Genomic DNA, 17,443 nt, shown 5'->3' on the forward strand with positions numbered 1-17,443 from the left:
CCGTTGGTGGCGGCGGCGGTCCCTGCGGACCAGGCTGACGGTGATCGCTGCGACGGCCATCGCGGTCAGCGTGTTCGTGGCCTTCCAGGTGGCCAGCGAACTACTGGACTGGGAGCTGCAGGACACCGCCCAGAATCAGCTACGCGCCGACTCCCGCGTCCTGGCGACGAGCGCCGAGCGCGCCGGTCTGGCGCAGGTCGAGCTATCGCCGTATCCCGGATCCGGTCGGCTGGTGCGGGTCATCCTGCCCGACGGGTCGACCCGGACGCCGGCCGGTCAACCCGCGCTGCCTCCGGTCAGCGGGCCCGCCGGGCGCGTGGCGCAGGGCGGGCTGGCCGACCTGATGGAGTCGAACGACAGCGACGAGGACGGCTACGTCATCTACACGCTGCGGGCGGGCGACGGCGCGGTCCAGGTGGCCCGCGTCGTCGACGACAGCCCGATCAACCGGTTCGGGTTTGGCATGTTGCTGATCGGGCTGTTCTGCGTGGCCGGGGGCGCCCTTGTCGGGCGGACTGTGGCGCGGGCCGGGCTGGCACCGATCGACCGGCTGACCGCCGCCGCGGTACGTGTCGCGCACACCCGGGATCTCGACGCCGACATCCCGGATGAGGGCGGTGGGGAGATCCGGCGGCTGACCCAGTCGATCAACGACATGCTCGCCGCGCTCCGGGACTCCCGGCGGGCCCAGCGGCTGCTCGCCGAGGACGCAGCCCACGAGCTCAAGACCCCGCTCACCAGCCTGCGCCTCAACGTCGAGCTGCTGGTCCGGCTCGATCGGCGCGGCACCCTGGACAGCGCACTGCCGGCGGCGAGCCGGACCCGGCTGCTCAACGATCTCGGCGCCCAGGTGGCCGAGTTGAGCACCCTTGCCGCCGAGCTGACCGAGGTGGCGCGCGGTGACGTCAGCGACGAGAACACCGAGCTGCTCGACCTCGCCGACGTGGTGGTGGCCGCCGCGACCCGGACGCGTTCCCGCGTGCCCGACATCGAGGTCGCGCTCGACGTGACCTCCGTGTGGGTGAGCGGGCGTCCCGCTGCGCTCCAGCGGGCGGTGCTCAACCTCATCGACAACGCCGGCAAGTGGTCCCCCGCGGCCCAGCCGGTCCAGGTCCGGCTCCGTGCCGAGGGCGCGTCGGCGGTGCTCGAGGTCGACGACGCCGGGCCGGGCATCGACGCCGCCGACGTACCGCGGGTGTTCGACCGGTTCTACCGTGCCGAGAGCGCCCGGGCGTTGCCAGGATCCGGTCTGGGGCTGTCGATCGTGCAGCGGGTCGTCGACGACCACGGCGGCCGGGTCACCGTCGCCCGCTCCGCACGCGGTGGCGCGCTGCTTCGGGTCGACCTTCCGGCCGCGGCCCCGCCCGCCCCGATCGCGCGGCTCACCCCCGGGGAGGACACCGCGGTGCGCTGACCCGCCCCGGCGGCGCGGCGCAGGACTAGGGACGGCGACCCTCGGGCATGGCCCCGCGCGGCTCATCGCCGGGACAGGACACCGCGATGCGCCGACCCCAGCCCCGGGGCGTGGCGCAGGACCAAAGGGCGGCGACCGTCGGGCCCATGAAACGATCCGGGACGGGCTGGGCCCCGTCCCGGATCTCGTCCGTGCCGACTCGCTCACCGTTGCAGCACGGGCTCCTCGTCGGCGGCGAGCGACTCTTGACCGTCCGGCAGCTCCACCGGTCGGGACAGCCGGCTCGGCCACCAGATCCCCCGGCCGATCAGCAGGGTGAGGGCGGGCACCAGGACCGACCGCACCAGCAGGGCGTCGAGCAGCACGCCGAAGGCGACCAGGAATCCGACCTCGACCAGCATCACCAGCGGAAGTGTGGCGAGGACCGCGAACGTGGCAGCCAGGACCAGGCCTGCCGAGGTGATGACGCCACCGGTGGCGGAGAGGGCTTTGAGCATGCCCTCTCTGGTGCCGAGCCGCACGGTTTCCTCCCGTGCCCGGCTGACCAGGAAGATATTGTAGTCGACGCCGAGCGCCACCAGGAACAGGAATGCCAGCAGCGGCACCGAATAGTCGACGCCCTTGAACCCGAGGATCGTGTCGAAGACGAACACACTGCCGCCGAAGGCTGCGGCGAATGAGACGATCACGGTGGCCATCAGGACCAGCGGGGCCACGAACGCGCGCAACAGCAGCCCGAGGACGATCAGGACGACGGCGAGCACCAGCGGGATCACCAGCTTCTCGTCGCGGCTGGTGGTCACCTCGGTGTCGAGGTTCTCCGCGCTCGGCCCGCCGACGATCGCCTCCGCCCCGCTCACCGCGTGCACGGCGGTGCGCACCCGCTTGATCGTGTCGTACTCCGCGACGGTGTCCGGCGCGTCAGCCGGGAACACGGAGATGTCGGCCCAGCCACCGCTGGTCTCACCCGGGATCGCCAGAGTCACGCCGGGAGTGCGCTTGACGATGTCGAGCACCCGCTCCTGGTGCGCCGTCCGCGTGAAGATCGTCATCGGCTGGCCGCCGAGCTCCGGGAAGTGCTGGCGGAGGACGGTGAAGCCGGTGACCGACTCCGGCGCGGACAGGAACTGGTCCTGCTCCCGCAGGACGCCGGTGTTGCCCGCCAGGCCGATGGCGAGCACGCCGAGGACTCCGAGGGAGCTGAGCGTCGCCACCCACCGGCGGCGGCTGATGGCGGTGCCGAGCCGTCCCCACAGCCCCGGCTTCTCTTCCACGACCGTGCTGAACCGTGGGATGGCCGGCCAGAAGATCCGCCTGCCGAGCACCACGAGCACCGCCGGGAACAGCGTCAGCATGGCCACCAGCGCGCACAGGATACCGGCCGCGCCGATCGGGCCCAACCCGCTGGTGCTGTTCAGGTCCGCGACGAGCAGGCAGAGCAGGCCGGCGATCACGGTGGCCGCGGACGCGACGATGGCCGGCGCCGCGCCGCGTAGCGCGTGGACCATCGCAACCCGGACGTTCTCGTGGTGGTGCAGTGCCTCCCGATATCGAGCGATGAGCAACAGCGCGTAGTCCGTGCCGACGCCGAATACCAGGATCGTCAGCAGCGCCGAGTTCTGGTCGTTGACCACGATGCCGAAGCCCTTGACGAGGAGGTAGACGGTCGCCATCGCGGTCAGTGCGGCCGCGCCCACGGCCACGAGCGGGATGAACCACAACACCGGGCTGCGGTAGGTGAGGATCAGCAGGAGCGTGACGACGACGACGGTGGTGAGGAGGACCTGCATGTCGATGCCGTCGAAGACGGCGTCCACGTCGCCGTCGATCGCGGCCGGGCCGGTCACGTCGAGTTCCAGGCCGCCGGGGCGGTCCTTCGCGGTGTCACGCAACGGGCCGACGATGGCCTCCGGTGCGCCGTAGGTCGTGCTCACCTCGAGGGTGAACATCATCGCCTTGCCGTCGGTGGAGAGTCTCGTCAGTGGGCCCTCGTCGTCCTCGCCAGCCGCCGCCACCTTCGGCGGGTACCGCTTGGCAAGGGTGTTGCGGTGGCGCTCGACCGTCGCGCGGTCGGCGTCGGTCATGCCGCCGGCGCGGTGGTACACGAAGACGAACGTGTTGTCCTCGCCGCCGGGGAGACTGTCCTCCAGCACCGCCACCTTGGTGGACTCGGCGCTGGCTGGCAGGGTGTCCGCGGCTTTGTCGGTGGTGACCGAGCTCAACTTTCCGCTCAGCGGCACCATGACCGCCGCCAGCGCCAGCCACAAGCCGATCACCAGCCACGGCACCCACCGGCCTGCCAACCGATCGGGCGGCACTTCCCTGGGCGGCGCTGCGTTGACTGACATCAATAGCCTCCTGACGGGTTGCATCGCTTGTCTGAGGCCAACTTCGTACCGAGCGAATCTGAGACGACCGTTAATCCGGTGATCAGACCGGTTGGCAAGGCCCAGGCACACAGCCGTCGGACCGGATGAGCAACGCGGCACGGCTCTCGTGCGGGTGTCGAACGGCGCTCCGGGAGTAGTACCGCGGTACCACCTCCCTCCCGACGATGACGACCGCCGTACGACGAAACAAGACGGAATCTGTCCTAGCGTCCGGGCTATGAGGAAATCTGACAGTCCACCGTGGAAATTTGCGGCGGGCGCCATGACGCTGGTGACAGCGTTCGCTGCTGTCGCCGCTTGCGGGTCGGACGCCGACAACAGTGCGGCGCGCCCAGCTGCCGGCGCGCCCAGCTGCCGGCGCGCCCAGCTGCCGGCCCGCACAGCATGCACGCGGGCGCGTCGTCGGCTCCAGCGCAGTCGCTGCGCGCCGGCGAGCGGTTCCTGGACCTGAGGATGGCCGAGGCCTACACGCCTACGGCGCCGGAGGGCGGCGGCACGGACGAGTACCGGTGCCAGGTGATCGACCCGGGCCTGACCAAGACGGCGTTCGTGACCGGGACCCAATTCGCACCGGAGAACGTCGCCATCGCGCACCACGCCATCGTGTACGCGGTGCCGCCGGACCGCGCTGCCCTGGTGCGCAAGCAGGACGCGAAGACGCCCGGCCTCGGCTGGCAGTGTTTCGGCGGGGCCGGCGTGCCCGGCGCCGACGTGGAGGGCGACGACCAGGGCGCGACGTGGGTGGACACCTGGGCGCCGGGCGTGGCGCGTGGACGAGGAAGGACGAGTTGATCTCGGAGGGTGCGCAGCCGCGCACCTATGTGTTTCAATGCCGCTACCGAATAGTTGATCGAGGCCTCAATATCTGAGGCTCGCAGGACAACGAGGAGCGTGCATGAGACGACGGATCCCCGCACTGCTGGCGGCAACCGTCCTCGGCCTGGGACTGACCCCAGGGCCCGTCCACGCGGCGCCCCCCGCGAGCGTCAGCGCAGGTGGGGGCATCGTCGCCCCGCCGCAGTTCGATTTCGCGACCGCCCGAGCCGCCGCGAACCCGGAGACCCAGGCACGCATCGCCGCCATCGCGGCGCTGCTACCGGAAAACTGGCAGGCCATGCTCGCCGACAAGCGGGAGAGGATGGGCCTGAAACCGTCCCTCGCGCAGGAGTTGGTCGCAGAGGCGATCGACCCGTCGCTCTACCAGTGCCAGGACACCCAGTTCAGCACGTACACCCAGGGCCTGATCGAAGGCGTCGACCTCGACACCCTGCTGGTCCTGGTTATCTTTGGCGTCCTGGACTACGCGGCCTACGACGCGCTCATCTACGGCCAGCCCAACAACGAGGCGGACTACGGCCTGCCGGCCAGCCAGAAGAGCACGTTGAAGCGGACCTTCAAGGACGCACAGCAGTTCTGGGACGTCGACCTGTTCGACGTCAAGTTCATGGCCATGCAGAACGACATGCTGCAGGACCCGGCGCGAGTGGCTCGCATGGTCTCCTTCATCTGGGGCATGGACGAGGATCAGGCGGCTGCCGCCGCAGCCGAGATCATGGCCATCATCAACTCCGTCCCCGCGCTCGACGCGGGACGCAACCCGATCTTCACCCTGAACGCCTTCGCCTTCACCGCCGAGGGTGAGACCGACCCGCTGCTGCGTGACGTCCCGGACAAGGTCGTCTTCGGCGAGGGCATGATTACCGCGCTCGACGCACTCGGCCTGGGAACAGCCGGCTCGCGCGCGGTCCTCGCCCACGAGATGGCCCATCACGTCCAATTCGAACAGGGCCTGTTCGACAGCCCGCTGACCGGCGCCGAGGCGACCCGCCGTACCGAACTGATGGCCGACGGGTTCGGCACCTACTTCGTCACCCACCCGCGCGGGCTCAACTTCAACGGCGTCCAGATCCACCAGGCGCAACAAGCCTTCTACGAGGTCGGTGACTGCTCCTTCGACAACCCCGGCCACCACGGCACCCCGAACCAGCGCCTGCGGGCCTCGGTCTGGGGCGCCCAGATCGCCCAGCAGGCCACGGGCACCCAGCCCATCCTGCCGTCGATGAATCTCTTCAACCGATTCGAGCGCAAGCTCCCGGCGCTGATCAAGCCAGACGCGCGCCCGGAACCGGCCGGCCGCCTCTGACCCGTTTTACCCGGTGGGCCGTCGGAATCCGGACGGCCCACCGGGGTACGGGCCGGGCACCCACCAGACCGGCGGTGCGACGTCGCGATCGGGTACGTCAACGCCGGATCCATCCGGCTGTGGGACGAGGTTGACCTGTGGGAGCGGGCCCCTGCTTGTTGGTCGATGTCGGTGGTGACATGGGTCTGACCCGGAAGGGCACCAGCCGCGCCGCCCACAGTAGCTGGCCGCCTGAGCCGTCCGACCAGCTACTGTCCAGGGACGCGATACTGCGGTCCGTCAGGGGTCCACGTGCCCTTGGATTTTTTCAACGCGGTGCTCGGCTGGTTGGTGACCGGAATCGGCGGTCCGGCCAGCCGGCGCCTACACGGTGCGCTACTTGGCAACGACCGGGAACGTGAACTCAGAGCGCTGGTCGGTGTCGCGATAACCAACACGGTGGCCGGGCTGGCCGAGGGGATAGATCCCCGGACGTGCGCCCAGTTGCGGATGAGCCTGTTGGAGCGGGGCGGCGAGCTGGTCGGTACGGCACCGTTGGACCTGACCGATCTGACTCATGCGGTACGCGGCTGGGTCGCGCCCCTGGACGAACCGGTCTTTGGTGGGCCGAGTTACCTTGCGGAGATCGGCGTCGACCCTGACGACGTGGTGCTGAGACTGGTCGGGGAGATCAGACGCGGCCTCGACGCGAACGCCAGGCTTGCTGGTGCGCTCGCACCGGTGGCCGATTGGATCTGGCGCAACGAACTGTGGAACCGCATGGAGAGGCGGTTCGACCGGATGGACAAGGCGATCGAGGCCATCGCGCAGAGTCGGAGCGTCACCACCACCGCGTACCGCCAGTTGCCGATGGACATTGCCGAGTTCACCGGGCGCCGCACTCAGCTGGACATGTTGGAAGGGCTGGTCGCCGAACTGTCGAGTGCGGCGACCGACGCACCCGTGGTCCTCGTGATCACCGGCATGGCGGGCGTCGGCAAGACGAAACTGGCCATACACGCCGCGCACAGGCTGGTGCGGGCCGGTCGGTTCGACGAGATCCAGCTACATGTCGACCTCGGCGGCTTCGACGAGGCCGAGCAGGCGGCCGACCCCGCCGCCGTACTCGACCGGTTCCTGCGTCTGTTGGGTGTGCCGCCCGAGCAGATTCCCGTCGACGTCGACGGTCGGTCGGCAATGTACCGCGATCGGCTGAGCGGCAGACGTGCCCTCGTGCTGCTTGACAACGCCGCATCGCGGCAGCAGGTCGAGCACCTGCTGCCGGGCGATTCGGGGCACCTTGCCCTGATCACCAGCCGGCGCAACCTCGACACGGTCGACGGATCGAGGGCGCTTTACCTCGATCCGTTCGCGTCGGAGGAATCCACGTCACTGATCACTTGGATCGCCGGGCGTGAACGGGTACACGCCGAACTCGGACCGACGGCCGAGGTGGCGGAGCTCTGCGCGCACCTGCCGTACGCCGTGGCACTGGCCGCTCGGCGGCTGAGCACCCGACCCACCTGGCAGGTCGCGGACCTGGCTGCCCTGCTGCGTCCGGCTGACCAGCGTCTGGGTGAGCTTGCCCGGAAGGATCGGGCCATCCGGGTGCTGTTTGACCTGTCCTACCGCGCGGTGTCCGCCCCGCACCGGCGTCTGCTCAGTCTGCTGTCCCTGCATCCCGGTGAGGATTCGACCGCACCCTCGGCGGGCGCACTGGCGAATCTGCCGGCCGCTCGCGCGAAGAATCTGCTCGAGGACCTCCTGGACGAGAACCTGCTCGTCCAGACCACCCCGGGCCGCTATCGCCTACACGACCTGGTGCGGCTCTACGCCGCCGAACGGCTACAGGACGACGAAAACACCGAGGATCAGGAGCAGGCCGTCGAGCGCGTCCTGAACTGGTACCTGCGCACCGCCGACTCCGCCGATCGGATGCTCGGCCAACGGGCGAGGCGTCCCGAACTCCCGACCGGCACCCCGGCTGCGCTCTCGTTCGCCGACCACGTTCAGGCCTTGCGGTGGTGCGAGCGGGAACGCGCCAACCTGGTGGCGGCGACCAACCTGGCCGCCGCCACCGGGTCCGACGCGACCGCCTGGAAGCTGGCCGTAACGCTGTGGCCGTTCATGCAGCTCGGCAGCCACCGGACGGACTGGCGAACAACGCACGAAACCGGTCTCGAATCCGCCCGGCGGCAGGGCGACGAGGTCGCCGAGGCCTGGATCCTCAACGGACTGGCAATCCTGCACGAGAACCTCGACCAGTTCGCGCAGGCGGTCGACCTCGGGCGTGCCGCCCTGGCGATCCGGCGACGCGGGGACGACCGGTTCGGCCTGGCCGACAGCCTGCACGAGTTGGGGGTTGTCTACCAGCAGGTCGATCGCTACGACGAAGCCGCCGAATGCCTCGAGCAGGCGCTGGAACTCCGCCGGCAGCTCGGCGACCGGAACGGCGAGGCAACGGCGCTCAACAGTCTCGGCTCACTCGCGTGGCACGGGAAGCGCTACGTCGAGGCCGCCGAACGGTACCGCCAGGCACTCGCCATCAACCGCGAGACCGGGGACCGGGCAGGCGAGGCCGTCGCGCTGGGCAACATCGGTGAGGCGTACGCGTCGGACGGCAGGCACGAGGAGGCCATCAGCTACCTGGAACAGGCGGTGGCACAGTTCGGGGAGCTACAGAACGGTCGATTCCAGGCGTGGACCCTCACTCTGCTCGGTCAGACACTGAAGCGGGCCGGCCAGCGCGAAAAGGCGCAGATCTGCCTGGACGCAGCAAGCGAGATCAATCAGACGTTGGAGCACTGAGCGACGCGCCGCTGGCCGGCGCTACCACGACTGCCCAGATCGACGCCGCCGTCGCGTCGCTTGACATCCAGCTGACCGATGACGAGATATCGGCGGTGGCCGGCTACTCCAACGCTCGGGCGGACAGGTCAACTCGGGCACGCCGGTCGTCGCCATCCTGAGGAGACGGTTTGTCGCGGTGTCTGCCTGACGGTCGCTCGGGTGCAGCGCGGAAGGGAAGCATCACCGTGCTTGTCGTTGTGCCAGGCAGCCAGCGGGCTCCAGATCTTTCCGCACTGGCGCCGGCCCTGGTCGAGTGCGGTCGGACGTGATCAGAGCCGGCTCCGGGTCTCCATTACGGGAGACCGGATGCTTGGTTGCCGGGATCGAACGGACGGGGTGTGTGGACGAGGCCGTTGAGCACGACCGTCAGTCCTCGCTCGAATTCCTGGCCGGTGAACGCGGCGCCGACCGGGGCCAGTTTCGAGAGGGTCGGGAGTGCGTCGGGTGCGAGCGCTGCGACGCGTTGGGCGGCCGAGCCGGCATCGTTCTCGCGCGATAGCCGGCCAGCCAGTTCGGCTTGTGCGATACCCATGACAAAGGCTGAGACGGTGCGGAATGCGACGAACAGGTCGACGCCGTCGAGGCCGCCGCGTGCCAGTGCTGCCGCGAGTGCCTCGGCTGGGGCGAGGCTGGCTCGGGAGGAGGTGCGGCGGGTGAGTACGAGCGGGATGGCTGCCGGATGTGCGCGGAAGGTTCGCCACAGGGCGGTGGCCACGGCGCGTGTGTCGGCCAGCCAGTCGTCGGTCGGTTCTGGCATCTCGACGCGGGCGGAGACGGCGTCGACCACGAGTTCCTCAAGGGCTTCACGGCTGTCGACGTAGTTGTAGAGCGTCATGGGGCCCGTGTGTAGGGACGCCGCGAGTGAGCGCATGGTGAGCCCGGCCAGGCCGTCCCGGTCGACGATCGCCAGCGCGTGTTGCTGGATGTCCGCGAGGGTGAAACGGGCTCTCATGCTGACTACTCCCGACTTAGGTACGACGTACGTATCTGACGGTACTATACGTACAGCGTACGTATGTTGAGGAGGAGTTTTGTGATCATCACGTATACGAGGGGCCCGGGCTTCCGTGTCGGCGGCAAGGGTGGACCCGGCTTCGGTGATCTTGTTCGGCACCAGGGTGACGCGTTCGTCGCCTTCGCTCGAAACCTGACCGATGAGGAGTGGGAGCGGCCCAGCCTCTGTGCGGGCTGGACCAACAAGGACGTGCTCGCCCATCTCGTGCTCGGCCTGCATCTTCCGCTGCCACGGTTGATGCTGACGATGGCGCGGCAGCGTCGGACGTTCGACGCCGCCAATGACCTTCTCAGTCGCGACCACGCCAGCCGGAACACCGCGCGGGAACTGATCGACGAGTTCGACCGCGCTCGTGCGCACCCCGGGGGCATCGGGCGCTTGCTGCCGGCGCCACTGATGCTCGGTGACCATGCCATCCACCACCTCGACATCGCGTTCGCCCTCGGCAGGTCCGGCGTCCTGTCACCGCGGGTAACCAACGCGGTCCTCGCCGTCGCGACGCGCGTGCCGAACCCGTTCATTCCCGCTGCCACCCGGGCCCGTGGTCTCACGATCCGCAGCACAGACACGCTGTGGTCCCGCTCGTCAGACCGCCGCCTCGAAGTCGTGGGACCGGGCGAGAGCATCATCTCCGTCCTCGCCGGCCGACGTCACGCCATCGCCGACCTGACGGGCGACGGCGTCGTCACCCTGGCGAGCCGACTCTGAGCGGCTCCCGGCGTCATTGAGCCCAGTTGCGTACGTCCGGGCATTTCCTCAGCCGAGGTGTCCCAGATCACTTGACACGTACAACGTACGTGAGCCAGGCTTACGTACGTTGTACGTGTCCTATTGGGGGAGCGTACGAAAGTGCCGCTCCGCGCGAGAAGAAGACGGATCCCTGCTGGCTCGTGCAAGAGCGCAGCGGGCACGGGGCAGTTTCCACTACGAAATTAGAGGATCAGATGCTCAGCATCGACAACGAACTTTTCGAGGCCGCCAGCGCTATCGCAGCCGTCACCCCACCCACACCGCCAGTCGAAGGGGACTGGAAGACGCGGCGGGCAAACATCGACGCCCTCTATAACGGACTGGCTGCCGTCGCCACACCCGACGACAGTATCGAGATGGTGGACTTCACCGTGCCGTCTCCGGATGGGCACGCCGTTCCGCTACGCCTCTACAAGCCAGAAAACCTGCCGAACGCACTTGTTGTCCATGTCCATGGAGGCGGTCTCATCGCCGGTGGCCTCAACGGCTACGACCACGTTTGCCGCCGCTACGCCTCGCAGGCCGGGGTCGCAATGATCGCGGTCGACTACCGCCTGGCACCCGAATCACCGTTCCCATCGGCGATCGAAGACTGCGTCACGGCAGTCCGGTGGGCAATCGAGCACGCCGCGGAGCGGGTACCCGGAGCCCGCGTAGCGCTCATGGGCGACTCCGCCGGAGGCGGTCTCGCGGCAGCGACCGCGCTGGTGTGTCGCGACCGTCGGATCGGGCCTCTGGCCGCACAGATCCTGATCTACCCGATGCTCGATGACCGCACCGCAGTCGCCGACCCGGCGGTCGAGCCGTTTCTCGCCTGGTCGGTCGCCGACAACATCACCGGCTGGCAGGCCTACCTCGGCGACAAGTACGGCACCGACGACGTGCCCGCCGCCGCTTCCGTCGCCCGCGCAGGTTCACTCCACGATCTGCCAACGGCCTACCTCGAGGTCGGCCAATTGGATCTCTTCTGCGCCGAGACGGTCGCCTACGCCGAGCGGCTCATGGAACAAGGTGTGCCCGTGCACCTGTCGGTGCGTCCCGGCGCATTCCACGGTTTCGACCAACTCGCGCCCAACTCCCGCGTCGCACAGAGCGCGTTCGCAGACCGTGTCGCCTTCCTCCAGGCCCTGTAGCACCGACCGCTTCCGGCCACGCCATCCGGTTACATCCCAGGTCGTCACAACCATCAGCAAGGAGACCCCGTGAGCACCAAGACCGCCCTCATCACCGGCTCGACGAGCGGAATCGGTCGCGCCACCGCACTCAGGCTCGCCCGCGACGGTATCCGTGTCGTCGTGTCCGGCCGCGATACTCAACGAGGGCAGGGGGTAGTGGAACAGATCCGTTCCGAAGGCAACGCGGCTTACTTCGTCCGCGCGGACCTACGTGATGCACAGTCCGCCGTCGAACTCGCGGCCAAGGCCACCGAGGTCGCCGGCGAAGCCCTCGACATCCTGGTGAACAACGCGGCGATCGGGGCTGGTGGCCCGACCGCGGGCACCGAGGAGTCGACCTTCGACGCGGTGCTGGCCACCAACCTGAAGGCCCCGTTCTACCTGGTCGCGAAGATCGCACCCGTAATGGCCGCACGCGGCCGTGGAGCGATCGTCAACGTGTCCACACTCGCCGCCGAGGTCGCGCTCCCCGGTCTGTCTGTCTACGGGGCGAGCAAGGCCGCCCTGGACCTGTTGACCAAGAGCTGGGCAGCCGAGTTCGGCCCCGCCGGCGTACGGGTAAACTCCGTCAGCCCCGGCCCGACCCGTACTCCGGGATCGGAATCCCTGGGAGAGTATCTGCAACAGCTCGCAGCGCAGGCCCCGCTGGGTTTCGTCGCCAATCCGGAAGACATCGCCGCAGCCATCGCGTTCCTCGTCAGCGATGAGGCACGGTTTGTCACGGGTACCGTGTTCGACGTGAACGGCGGACGCACCATCGTGTGAGAACGGGTAAGGCTCAGCTACCGGCGGTGATGGGTCGTTGCGGCCAGGACCACCATCAAACGGCGCCCGCCGCTGTCAGCCGCGTACGCGATTCCGGCGCCGGCCCGGGTCCGGGCCTGTTCCTGGCTGAGCTGGAGCTGTGGTTGCTCGGCCCGGCGCTCGGCCCGCTGCCGCCCTTGCCAAGGCCGCGCCACTCCGAGGTCCCGCCGTGGCACTTTCTGGTCGTTTCGCCAGAGGTCGACGGGCGGGCCGATCAAATCCAGGCGTGGCTGGCTCTCGTCTGCCGTGGCGACCGTCCGACGACGGTGTCGGGCGCCTCCCGATGGGTGCCCGGCACCGTCGTCTGGCCGAATCCAGGGCAGGATGCCAACCTCAGGCTGGTGAGGCGCCCTGTGCGAGCAGGGAGAGGTGATCCCACTCCTCCCACAGAGCAATTCGGCGCGCGTACTCCGGGCGAAGCAACTCCAGGCCATTCGCGCCGAACAGCACTCGCAGCGGAGGGTTGGGGTGATCAGCGACAGCCAGCATCGCCTGAGCGGCCGCAGCCGAATCACCCGGAGCGATTCCGGTGCCCTCGAAGCCGGCCATCAGCGCTGTACGTGCATGGTCGTACTCGGGCATCTGCGGAGCGGGAGTTCCGAGCTCGCTCGGAAACGTGAGCGGCTCGATAATCGTCACGTAAATTCCGTGATCCGAGACTTCTGCCGCCAGAGCCTGGCTCAACGCCTCCAGCGCCCACTTTGTTGCGTGATAAGTCCCCATGATGGGGGTGGCGATGACTCCACCCATGGACGAGATCTGGATGATACGGCCGCGGCGACGCTCCCTCATGTGCGGCAGAACTGCCTGTGTGGCATACAGGGCGCCGAAGTAGTTGACCTCCATCTGCACTTTTGCCTGCGCGGCACTGACTTCCTCAATGGCACCCATCACCGCCTGCCCTGCGTTGTTGACCAGGATGTCGATTCCGCTGAATCGTTCCTCGGCAGTCTCGATCGCCTTATGCACCGCCACCTCGTCCGTGACATCGAGCTCGAGCGGGAGAACCAGGTCGCCGTAGCTCTCGACGAGAGGGCGCAACGCGTCGGCAGATCGTGCGGTCGCAGCGACACGGTCGCCGCGGGAGAGCGCGGCTTCCGCCCACCGGACACCCAGGCCTCGCGACGCTCCTGTAATAAACCAGGTCTTAGGGGTATTTATCGTCATGCTAGTAACTCCTTCTAGCCTTCACCATCAGTGGATGTCAGGCTCGGCGCATCGACGGCCAAGCCGGGCGAGTGGTCTCGCTCGCCAGGTCCATCGCGACGAGCAACTCGGGAGGAAGCGGCGTGCCCTGCACCCCGTCAAGGTTCTGGACGAGATGTTCGGGTCTGGACGCGCCGAGGATGATGCCGTCGCCATGCGCGGCACCAAGGTGAGAGTGGTGCACGAGCCAGCGCAGGGCAGCGTCGGTGGGTAGGACACCCCACGCTTCGCAACCAGCCCTGAACTCACGCATTGCATGCAGGTACGGCTCGTTCCAATATCGGCGGCGGTACTCGATGCCCTGAGGGTGCCCCTGGTCGAATCGAGAGCCGGTGCTCACTGACTCGTCGTTTCCGAAGCCTGACGCGAAGGCGCCGCCAGCGAGTGGGTTGTATGCGTAGAAACGGATGCCCTGCTCGTGAAGCAACGGCAAGAGTTCGGCCTCCGGCGAGCGGGACGCGGCGTTGTACAGGCCCTGGTAAACGGTCGGGCGGACCCAGCCCTCGCGCGCCACGATGGCGAGCGTCTCCTCGACATCCTCCGGAGCGATATTGCTCAGTGAGGCGCGAAGCACCTCCGGCTCGTGGCCCCTGGCCGTAGCGACCGGGTCGTAGCGCAGGGCGATCTTGAAGTGATCATGGGTGCGCAGATCGCCGAGCATCTGTTCACACGAGCCGTCGCCGTAGACGTAGCAGGTGTCGATCTCGCGGTAGCCGCGGCTATGGAAGTGGTCGAGCATCCGCCTCGCCGTGGAGGTGTCGCGGACGCGTACTCCTCTGCCGTGGTAGCCGAGTGTCATGGTGCCGAAGATGATCCGCTCGACGGGCACGGAGTCCTCCTCATCCAGCTGGGCCGACATTCAACGGAAACGGAGAGACATCTCCGTTACAGCCACGGTACCATAGCGGAGATGCGTCTCCGATTCCTCGGATGCGTGACGGGGAGGACGTATGGACGAGAGCACACGCCCAGCTCAGCCGCCCGACGGACGGGCGCTGCGCAAGGACGCGGAGCGGAACCGCTCTGCGCTCATCGCCGCCGGGAGCGAGCTGTTCAATGCGGCAGGGCTGCTGCCGACGCTTGACGATGTCGCACGACGAGCCGGAGTCGGCGTTGGCACCGCCTATCGTCACTTCCCCAACAAGTACGCGCTCGCGCAAGCAGTGTTCGCCGAGACGGTCGACACGATGCTCGAAGCCGCAGAGCGCGCGGCATCGATGGAGGACGCGGCCGACGGGCTCGTGGCCTTCTTCGAGGCGGTGCTCGAACCGCAGGCGAACAAGCGCGCCCTGGGAAAGCTTCTGAGAGGCGCGCCGGGCGAAGGCCCTGGAGCCGGCGACATCCGGGCGCGCGTGGAGCGCTGCATCGACCACCTGTTGCAGCGTGGTCGGGAGCAGCGGGTGATCCGGGCCGACGTCGCAGCCACCGACATCGGAGTCCTGATGTCCCTGATGGCCTACCTCATCGAGACCTTCGGCGAGGCGAACCCACGGCTCTGGCGTCGCCTTCTTCCGATTCTTCTTGATGGCCTACGTGCGGACGCGCCGACTTCGCTGCCGGAGCAACCATTGAACACATCCGAGTTCCTCAGCCGCCTCACCGCGGGCTAGGTTGTGTCTCTGGTCTAGTGAATCCGAGGGTGTTTCCGAGAGCCGTGCACGGCCTGACCCTGCGGACCTCGACCCCCGCGCACCTGGCCCGCGCGGCGATGGAGGGCATGCTGTGCGTGCTCGCCGACGGGCTGGACGCAATGATCGGGCAGGGCACGTCGGTCGACCGGGTCATCCTGGTCGCCGCTGGCAACCGCTCGGGGGCGGTGCGCCGGATCGCGCCTGCGGTCTTCGGCTGCCCCGTGCTCGTGCCACCGCTGGGGGAGTACGTCCGGCGGCGGCCTACTGGTCGGTTCCTTGGTCGCGAGGGCCGTCGCAAGCAGGGCGTGCAGCCGGTGATGGTCTGCGGCCGTGCCCGGTCGAGGTCATCCGGATGCGACGGGGCGCCTTCGCGGGACCACCTCGGATACGGCCGGTCCGATTGGATTCGGAGTCGGCGGGTAGCCGGTGGGGTGGGAAAGAGTGAGATCAAGGATTATGGGTTGCTGGCTGACGGGCGTACCGCCGCGTTGGTCGACCGGACCGGTTCGGTGAACTGGTGGTGTCCGTCCCGTTTTGACGGGCCGTCGGTGTTCTGCCGGCTGTTGGACGAGGACGGCGGGCACTGGTCGATTCGCCCTCGGGACGGGTTCGAGGTGGAGCGTGCCTATGTGAAAGGCACCCTGGTCCTGCGTACGGTTTTCACCACCGCCCAGGGCTCAGTGGCGGTGACCGACATGCTCGCCCTGGAGCCCGGGGTGCGGGGGCACCAGATTGGGCGTCGTTCCCCTGGTGTCCTGATCCGGATGGTGGAGGGGCTCTCAGGGGTGGTGCCGCTGGAAATGTCATATTCACCCCGATTTCAGTACGGTCGGGTGCACGGGTATCTGGTGCGACGGGACGAGGCACTGGTGGCCACCGCGGGCGCGACGACGTTGAGGATGACCGCCAGCGTGCCGCTGAACAACGACAGCGACGACGCTTCGGCACACTTCCGGGTAGGGACGGGCCAACGGGAAACATTCGTCCTCGCCTACGCCCCGACGTACGGCGAACCGGGGAGGCTGGCGATCGACGCTCAGCAGGCGGTCGACGAGACGGTCGAGTCCTGGCGGTCCTGGGCACGGTTGCACGAGTACCAGGGGCGTTATGCCGAGCTGGTCCGGCAGCACGCCCTGGTGCTGCAAGGGCTCACGTATCAGCCGAGCGGGTCGATCGTCGCCGCCGCGACGACATCCCTGCCCGAGCAGATCGGCGCCGACCGCAACTACGACTACCGCTACGCCTGGCTGCGGGACTTCAGCATGACGTTGCACGCGCTCTGGGTCGCTGCCTGTCCCGACGAGGCGAACCGGCTGTTCAGTTGGGTCGCCTCGACCGTCGGCCAAGTTGGTGACCGGCCGGTGCCGATCATGTCCGACGTCGAGGGCGAGCGGGACATCTCGGAGCGTCAGGCCGACACACTGCGCGGATATGCGGGCAGCACACCGGTCTGGATCGGCAACGAGGCATGGCGGCAGCGCCAGCTCGACGTACTCGGTGAGGTGTTGGACGCGGCCTGGCTGTTGCGCGACTACCTCGACCCCATGCCCGAGGAGGTTCGCGACCTGCTGCGCAGCCTCGCCGACCGGGCGGGCGGCGCGTGGCGGGAGCCGGACGCCGGAATGTGGGAGGCCCGCGACACGCGCAGGCACTATCTGTCGTCCAAGGTGTTCTGCTGGGTGGCGTTGGATCGGGCGGTTCGCTTCGGTGAGCGGATCGGCGACGCCGACGACCTGGCCCGCTGGACGAGGGCGCGGGACGAGGCGCGGGACACGATCCTGCGCGAAGGCTGGAACGACGACGTGGGTGCGTACACCGGGGCCTTCGGCTCCGACAAGCTCGACGCCAGCGTGCTGGTCATGCCGATCGTCGGGTTTCTGCCGGCGACCGACCCCCGGATGCGGGCCACGATGGGGATGATCGAGGATCAGCTGTCGCACGGCGGACTGATCCGCCGATGGGACGGTGACCCTGCGGCCTTCTTCCTCTGCTCGTTCTGGATGGTCACCTGCCTCGGGGGGGGGGGGGGGGGCCCCCCCCCCCCCCCGGGGGGGGGGTATCTCGTCCTCCGCCCCCCCCCCCCGTG

At 68.4% G+C, this 17,443-nt stretch carries 13 protein-coding genes; 9 read left to right on the forward strand and 4 right to left on the reverse strand.

Translation table 11 applies throughout. The features are described 5' to 3' along the window. The first annotated feature begins 40 nt into the window (after positions 1-40). Entirely contained in the window at positions 41-1,414 is a 1,374-nt protein-coding gene (locus ACWEFB_RS21825) for a HAMP domain-containing sensor histidine kinase (protein ID WP_452288000.1), read from the forward strand. A gap of 203 nt (positions 1,415-1,617) precedes the next feature. On the opposite strand, the gene ACWEFB_RS21830 is transcribed toward ACWEFB_RS21825, so the two are convergent. Beyond that, positions 1,618-3,762 (reverse strand): MMPL family transporter, encoded by a 2,145-nt coding sequence (locus ACWEFB_RS21830; protein ID WP_452288002.1) that lies wholly within the window; start codon positions 3,760-3,762, stop codon positions 1,618-1,620. Between the two features lie 426 nt (positions 3,763-4,188). Here ACWEFB_RS21830 and ACWEFB_RS21835 point away from each other — a divergent pair, with 426 nt between their 5' ends. The 3 genes from ACWEFB_RS21835 (at position 4,189) to ACWEFB_RS21845 (ending at position 8,734) form a co-directional block, all read left to right on the forward strand. Continuing rightward, the gene (locus ACWEFB_RS21835; RefSeq protein ID WP_452288004.1) at positions 4,189-4,596 is read left to right on the forward strand and encodes a hypothetical protein; all 408 of its coding nucleotides are present in this window, start codon (positions 4,189-4,191) and stop codon (positions 4,594-4,596) included. Positions 4,597-4,699: 103 nt separating this feature from the next. Further along, on the forward strand, positions 4,700-5,947 hold the full coding sequence (locus ACWEFB_RS21840) for a hypothetical protein (protein ID WP_452288006.1): 1,248 nt from the start codon (positions 4,700-4,702) through the stop codon (positions 5,945-5,947). A gap of 291 nt (positions 5,948-6,238) precedes the next feature. Next, on the forward strand, positions 6,239-8,734 hold the full coding sequence (locus tag ACWEFB_RS21845; protein WP_452288008.1) for a tetratricopeptide repeat protein: 2,496 nt from the start codon (positions 6,239-6,241) through the stop codon (positions 8,732-8,734). Between the two features lie 334 nt (positions 8,735-9,068). Here ACWEFB_RS21845 and ACWEFB_RS21850 read toward each other — a convergent pair whose 3' ends face one another. Continuing rightward, positions 9,069-9,728: a TetR/AcrR family transcriptional regulator gene (locus ACWEFB_RS21850; RefSeq protein ID WP_452288010.1), complete on the reverse strand. Its 660-nt coding sequence runs from the start codon at positions 9,726-9,728 to the stop codon at positions 9,069-9,071. 81 nt (positions 9,729-9,809) lie between these two features. Here ACWEFB_RS21850 and ACWEFB_RS21855 point away from each other — a divergent pair, with 81 nt between their 5' ends. The 3 genes from ACWEFB_RS21855 (at position 9,810) to ACWEFB_RS21865 (ending at position 12,481) form a co-directional block, all read left to right on the forward strand. Beyond that, positions 9,810-10,499 (forward strand): maleylpyruvate isomerase family mycothiol-dependent enzyme, encoded by a 690-nt coding sequence (locus ACWEFB_RS21855; RefSeq protein WP_452288012.1) that lies wholly within the window; start codon positions 9,810-9,812, stop codon positions 10,497-10,499. 236 nt (positions 10,500-10,735) lie between these two features. After that, positions 10,736-11,674 (forward strand): alpha/beta hydrolase, encoded by a 939-nt coding sequence (locus ACWEFB_RS21860; protein ID WP_452288014.1) that lies wholly within the window; start codon positions 10,736-10,738, stop codon positions 11,672-11,674. A 69-nt stretch (positions 11,675-11,743) separates the two neighbouring features. Then, positions 11,744-12,481 carry an SDR family NAD(P)-dependent oxidoreductase gene (locus ACWEFB_RS21865; RefSeq protein WP_452288016.1) on the forward strand — a complete coding sequence of 246 codons (738 nt, stop codon included), beginning with the start codon at positions 11,744-11,746 and terminating at the stop codon, positions 12,479-12,481. Between the two features lie 372 nt (positions 12,482-12,853). On the opposite strand, the gene ACWEFB_RS21870 is transcribed toward ACWEFB_RS21865, so the two are convergent. Together ACWEFB_RS21870 and ACWEFB_RS21875 are read right to left on the reverse strand one after the other, a co-directional pair. After that, complete coding sequence (locus ACWEFB_RS21870) at positions 12,854-13,687, reverse strand: SDR family NAD(P)-dependent oxidoreductase (protein WP_452288018.1); 834 nt, start codon at positions 13,685-13,687, stop codon at positions 12,854-12,856. 37 nt (positions 13,688-13,724) lie between these two features. Continuing rightward, a complete protein-coding gene (locus tag ACWEFB_RS21875) occupies positions 13,725-14,555 on the reverse strand; it encodes an aldo/keto reductase (protein ID WP_452288020.1) in 831 nt (276 codons plus the stop codon). A gap of 121 nt (positions 14,556-14,676) precedes the next feature. Here ACWEFB_RS21875 and ACWEFB_RS21880 point away from each other — a divergent pair, with 121 nt between their 5' ends. Then, a complete protein-coding gene (locus ACWEFB_RS21880; protein ID WP_452288022.1) occupies positions 14,677-15,336 on the forward strand; it encodes a TetR/AcrR family transcriptional regulator in 660 nt (219 codons plus the stop codon). A gap of 29 nt (positions 15,337-15,365) precedes the next feature. Further along, the coding region (locus tag ACWEFB_RS21885) for a glycoside hydrolase family 15 protein (protein ID WP_452288024.1) at positions 15,366-17,443 on the forward strand (2,078 nt) is incomplete at its 3' end.

The organism is Micromonospora sp. NPDC004704 (assembly GCF_053601675.1).